Source organism: Paenibacillus sp. E194 (assembly GCF_000935845.1).
In the GTDB taxonomy this organism is placed as follows: Bacteria; Bacillota; Bacilli; order Paenibacillales; family Paenibacillaceae; genus Paenibacillus_B; species Paenibacillus_B alvei_B.
Map to the genome: position 1 here is coordinate 1 of NZ_JMDX01000307.1, position 5,731 is coordinate 5,731.

At 44.0% G+C, this 5,731-nt stretch carries 6 protein-coding genes; 4 read left to right on the plus strand and 2 right to left on the minus strand.

The features are described 5' to 3' along the window. A partial coding sequence (locus tag AZ66_RS31650) for a hypothetical protein (protein ID WP_044357503.1) occupies positions 1-862 on the plus strand: 862 nt, incomplete at its 5' end. A gap of 166 nt (positions 863-1,028) precedes the next feature. Here the strand turns inward: AZ66_RS31650 and AZ66_RS25895 are convergent. Next, positions 1,029-2,501 (minus strand): fused MFS/spermidine synthase, encoded by a 1,473-nt coding sequence (locus AZ66_RS25895; protein ID WP_044357505.1) that lies wholly within the window; start codon positions 2,499-2,501, stop codon positions 1,029-1,031. Between the two features lie 302 nt (positions 2,502-2,803). On the opposite strand from AZ66_RS25895, the gene AZ66_RS25905 reads away from it, so the two are divergent. The 3 genes from AZ66_RS25905 to AZ66_RS25915 all read left to right on the plus strand — a co-directional run bounded on the left by AZ66_RS25905 (position 2,804) and on the right by AZ66_RS25915 (position 4,951). Next, positions 2,804-3,289 carry a hypothetical protein gene (locus AZ66_RS25905; protein ID WP_044357506.1) on the plus strand — a complete coding sequence of 162 codons (486 nt, stop codon included), beginning with the start codon at positions 2,804-2,806 and terminating at the stop codon, positions 3,287-3,289. Positions 3,290-3,404: 115 nt separating this feature from the next. Beyond that, the gene (locus tag AZ66_RS25910) at positions 3,405-4,382 is read left to right on the plus strand and encodes an NAD(P)H-quinone oxidoreductase (protein WP_044357507.1); all 978 of its coding nucleotides are present in this window, start codon (positions 3,405-3,407) and stop codon (positions 4,380-4,382) included. 95 nt (positions 4,383-4,477) lie between these two features. Continuing rightward, on the plus strand, positions 4,478-4,951 hold the full coding sequence (locus AZ66_RS25915; RefSeq protein WP_044357508.1) for a hypothetical protein: 474 nt from the start codon (positions 4,478-4,480) through the stop codon (positions 4,949-4,951). A gap of 178 nt (positions 4,952-5,129) precedes the next feature. On the opposite strand, the gene AZ66_RS25920 is transcribed toward AZ66_RS25915, so the two are convergent. Next, entirely contained in the window at positions 5,130-5,609 is a 480-nt protein-coding gene (locus AZ66_RS25920) for a DUF6530 family protein (RefSeq protein WP_005549197.1), read from the minus strand. Between the last annotated feature and the right edge of the window lie 122 nt (positions 5,610-5,731).

A 5,731-nucleotide genomic window follows, 5' to 3' on the forward strand; every position in this document is an offset into this window, starting at 1 on the left:
AGTAACCGGTTCGACTGGAGCGACGGGAACGAGCGGATCAACAGGTGGAACTGGAGCAACTGGTTCGACGGGAGCGACCGGAATAACAGGCATCACCGGGGCAACCGGTTCGGCTGGTGCGACAGGGGGTACCGGAGTCACAGGAGTCCCTGGAGCAACTGGTTCGATTGGAGCGACAGGAACGACAGGAGTCACAGGCATCACCGGAGTAACCGGTTCGACTGGAGCGACGGGAACGACCGGGGTAACAGGCGTCACCGGAACAACCGGTGCCACAGGTAGAACTGGGGCTACTGGTATTACAGGAACCACCGGTACAACAGGAGCAACCGGTATCACTGGGGCAACCGGAGCCACGGGCGCCACGGGGCCATCATCCACAGTTTCTACGAAAGCTATATTATTTGGCGGGGCGAACTCAGGGTTTCAACGAATCTCTGGTTCTCCTGGAGCTGTATCCAATGAGATACCATATGTTGTGCTCGGTGGAGGTAATGTATCTGGTTTTTCAGGCTCCATCAATGTAAACAATTTATCAGTAGGCTCCTATTTATTTCAGATATGTGCTAACGTAGCTAACAACGCTACCTCACCATCTCCAGGCAACATTGTATCAACGATAACGCTTGCAACCACAGCTGTCATAACTGGCTCTATCGTGTTTTCAATCAGTCCGACTGATATTGGTGCACAGCCAGTTTACGTGTATAATCCTACAGTCACAACGGCACCAGCAACAATCTCATGGACGAGTGTCATCCCTGGAAATATAGTCGTAAGGAATAATGGGATATCACTTTTTGCTTCTCCCAATGTAACTCAAAGTGCTGTATATACGGTCTTCTTCACCACAACTTCATAAAGCCATGAATATCCCGTCAGGAACATCACGAGAAAGGAAAAGACGAGAGAATTGATCTCCAAATTAGAGGTATTGAATCCTATAGCAGATATGTTGGTGCAATAAATAGAAGCCACTGTAATTGAACATTCATTGTTCAGTATAGTGGCTTTATTCGTAAACAAAATTAAGGGCGACCCGGAATTGAACCAAAAATCATCGAATCTGTTAGCATTTCAGTTGGAGCGTGGTTGTCAGTCAATACTTGTGCGTTGGCAAGCAGCTCGTCATTCACTTCCTTTAGCCCTTTCTGCCATTGTTCGAGAAGCGGGTGAATGGGACTATTCAGATGTATTCGATTAAGATTATCTGTTTGCAGCGGTCGTATGGATCCTATGATCATGTAGTTGTATTGTCCAGACGACTTCACGATGTACGTGTTGGGAAAAACCTGCTTCACAGTCTTTGCCATCGCTAAGAGCAGTGGAGAATCAGGTGTTGTCACGTTCACATTTAAAGCAGTGAGCCCATCTGGATTCAGATGCATTCGAAGGGTATCAAAAAATTGCACAGTCGATAAATGAGCAGGAATATAGATTTGCTGCGAGTAGCAGTCAACAACTATGATATCGTATTTCCGATTCGTATTACTAATAAATACACGAGCATCCTGATTCACAATCTGAGCATCTTCACGCTTCAGCCCCATATATTGATAACTAAGTGTAATAACTTCGGGATCTAGTTCTACTCCGGTAACATTCATATTTGGAAATTGTGGCTTCACATATTCAGCCAACAGCCGAGGAATCGTACCACCAGCGGAACCTAATACGAGCAGCTGATCCGGCGAGTTGGTCAAATAGGGAAGCACTAAATAATCATTGTAGTAGTCACCAGCATGCAATCCTGGCTTAGCCCTCCGGATCGATTGAACACCCCCGCCCTCGTTGTATACTAAAGAAATATCTCCACTAGAAGCCTCGACGACTCTGACATATTGGTAGAACGTATCCTTGGACCAGAGGACTTTCTCATTTGCGGAAGTAGACACGTTGTCATTGATGAAGAAAAAGGAAAGTACAGGAACAAGTAGAAGCGAAACCAACCAACGCTGCTTCGTATGTCGCAGTCCCCAACCGCTAATTGCAATCAGAGCAGCAGACCAAATATAAATGGACTCTCTCGCTCCCAACAATGGGATCGTAATCATAGCTGTGCCGAATGTGCCCAATAAACTCCCTAATGTGGAGCACGCATACAGATTGCCAGCTACACGGCCAATGTCCTTCGATTGATCGGATACTAACCGAATTGCAAACGGACTCACCATCGCCAGTAAAAATACAGGGGGAGCAAATACGATTAAAACGGCGAAGAACGAACAGAAAATGATCCAGACGGGTGTATTCATTATGCCATTCGTTAAAAACTGAAAAATGAAGTTGCCCCATAAGGGTAATAAGGAAACAAGGACACCGGACAGTAGTGACAGCATCATTAATAACTTGCCGCTCGGCCAACGATCGGCCCATTTGCCACCAACCCAATACCCGAGAGAGAGTGATAGAAGGATTAGGCCAATAATGTTCGCCCACACAATCATCGAAGTACCGAAATATGGCGCCAGGAAGCGGGAAGCCGCAATTTCGATCGCCATGACGGAAGCTCCCGTGATGAATACATATAGATATAGAAAACGGATTGAGAAATGGTTATTCAAGTATTCACACCTCAAATTAGCTAATAGGATTAATGCTTCTGAATCAGTGTTCACACAATTGCACCTGTTCATACTGTCATTCCTCAGTTACCATGTGAAAATATCTGCGACCCGTCATCTGATCAATAACTTCATTTACATTCATATCTTGTTTCAAAAAAGAGTAGCTCTATTGAATTCTATAATCTGGTAGTATTTACGTAGATACGATAACTAGAACGATAGTGGGGGCGGTTGGAATGTCACGATACAAAATGCCAATTATGATTGTTGCCCTGTTGTTGATTTCGGGCGTACTAGGTAATCATTTGTATCAGACACGAATTACGTATTCACTGCAAGATTTAGTCATGGCTTATGTAAATGAAGCGAAGATCGAATCTATTTTTCTGAAGAAATTTATGTCAGGAGACAATGAAGGCTACAATTACGCTCACATCACCAATGACAAACAAATTGAGCTGGTTATGAGTACGCTTCAAGATATTCGGGTTCGAAATGACTTCTCGGCATCCAATTTCCCCGAATACCCAGCTTATCTGCTATCTTTCTATGGAGAAAAGGGTGATTTGGTGTCCTATATCATGTCCGAAGGTGGCGAGATTTTACTTCATGGGTATGCAGACTCAAGCAATAAATCTTATCGGACTATAGATGATACTTATCAAAAACAGCTCAAGCTTCTAAATCAATGGTTAGTAGAACAAAGTGATGGGACGTCATGAAATTACCCTAGAAACGAACTCCGATACCGTAATCTTGACTTTAAGGGTTGCCTTAAATATGATAGTTTTATAACTTTCAAACAATGTAAATAGATAATAAACAAGGAGGCTCTCAATGAAGGGTGTAATCGTGAACAATCCAGGTGGACCAGAACAGCTGGAGATAACAAATTTGCCGAGCCCACAGCCGCAAGCTGGAGAACTGCTAATCGAAGTGCATGCTGCTGCAGTGAATCGAACAGATATTGTCATGCGTGAAGGCAAGGCCGGATATGCGACGAACCCTATCCTAGGGGTAGAAGTTGCCGGAACGGTCATCGAAGTCAATGGTGAGAGCACCTTTAAAGTTGGTGATCGAGTAATGGGGCTAGTAAATGGGGGAGGATATGCCGAATATGCGGTCATGCCAATGGATAGGGCGATCCCGATTCCAGACTCCTTCTCATTTGCTGAAGCAGCGGCAATTCCTGAAGTATTCTTAACTGCGCACCAGACGTTATACTGGATCGGCAAGCTTCAACAGGGCGAGACGGTGCTTATTCATGCTGGCGCCAGTGGAGTAGGAACAGCTGCAATTCAACTTGCGAAACAGATTAGCAAGGCTACCGTCATTGTAACTGCCGGTTCTGCGAAGAAGCTTGACTTCTGTCGTGAACTGGGTGCTGATGTACTCATCAATTATAAGGAGCAATCCTTTGACGAAGAGGTGCTTCGGGCTACGAATGGGCAGGGAGCAGATGTAATTCTGGATTTTGTTGGGGCGGATTATTGGACGAAGAATCTCGCCAGCATTAAGAAGGAAGGTCGTTGGGTACTCATTGGCGTTCTTGGTGGAGTGAAGGTAGAGCAAATGAATTTGTTCGCCTTAATGTCAAAATGTGTTCAGCTGACAGGTACCCTGTTAACGCCGAGAAGTGATGAATACAAGGCGAGGCTTACGCAGGATTTTGCAGCTAATGTTCTGGCCTATTTCGATAACAGCAGCATAAAACCAATTATTGATACCATTTTCCCGCTTGAGAAGGTAAGTGATGCGCACATCCATATGGAAGAGAATCGCAATACAGGGAAAATCATATTGCAAGTGAGATAAATTTCACGTTTACCAAAAAATAAAAAGTATTAAAGAAGACCATGAGCCGCTACTATTATTGTAGCGGTCTTTTTGGGATGCAGATGGTGTAAGCGATGATCATGAGATGCCAGCTAGTCTGTCACAAGAATCATGTCGGAGTTGGTGACTGGTATCTTGCTGAAAGTTGGCTTATATCCTCCAATACATATTTATCAATATCTGATTGGTCAGCAAAAGCTGATAAATGTTTGACATATAAAAGAATTAAAGGTATTGAAACGGCCGTTATTGCCACAAATGCGCCGAATAGTGCATTACCAACAGATAATACGACAGATAAATTTAAAATGGCTTGGTGGGCCGCGGCCATGTACGGGTTCCCATTCCAATGGAGCGACATCTGGTATTCAGGAGGAAATAATACGCTTAACTATTATGCAAGTCCTGCCAATTACGGCACGTTTTTTACAGGCGATCCAATTCATAATTCAGGCTCTACCAGCAACTATCGCACTACAGACACGGGTATGATTACTGTGGTGGGCAATGGTTCAAGCGCTGGAACAGGTGCTTTTACGCCCAATTAATCTCTTTATGATCACAGACTCTTGAGCTGTGACGAGCTGGAAGTGTGTTTTATAGAAAAAGGTGCCTTTTTTAGGCACCTTTTTCTTAACATGTAGATTTCGTATCTGCCTATCAAACAAGCCTCACATCGTTTGTGGCACTGCTGATTCAGCAAATATATGGATCAGATAAACTTCTTTAGTACCCCATATCTTTCAAGATTTTAGATAACGTACGCAGACGTTCGCCTATCATCTCATCATCATTGCTTAATGCTTGGCTGAACAGCTTAATATCCTCATTAATTCGTTCATTGTCCGTACATACCGCCACAGTCATGGCATCTCCTTGCAGGCCAACTCGGTCGATGATAGGCTGCTCGGGATCATAAAGATGCTCATATCGGTAAGCTTCACGAAAATGCTCCAATGAACGACAAATCAGAATGGACAAATCAAGTACACGATGAAGAGGGAGCTCTTCTGACTGTCTGGACCATTTTTCCCCTGTGTATCTCCACACCTTAGCAGAAATATCAATCTTTCCTCTATCGTTCCATTGGGCCAAACCTAACGAAAGGCCTTTGGCATCTGTATTGGGAGCGAGTCGGCCATCAATCTGCTCATAATTTTCCGACACGACAACAGGTTTATGTTTTAACGTAGTAGGTATTTTCATGTTCTGACCCTCTTTTCATTTACTAATTTACTAAATGACTGTTTCATCTTATCTTGGATTTCAACGATAGTCAATCTGTCGGGGAATCTAGAATGGCCAAAGTCACTCCGAAGCACTGCTGT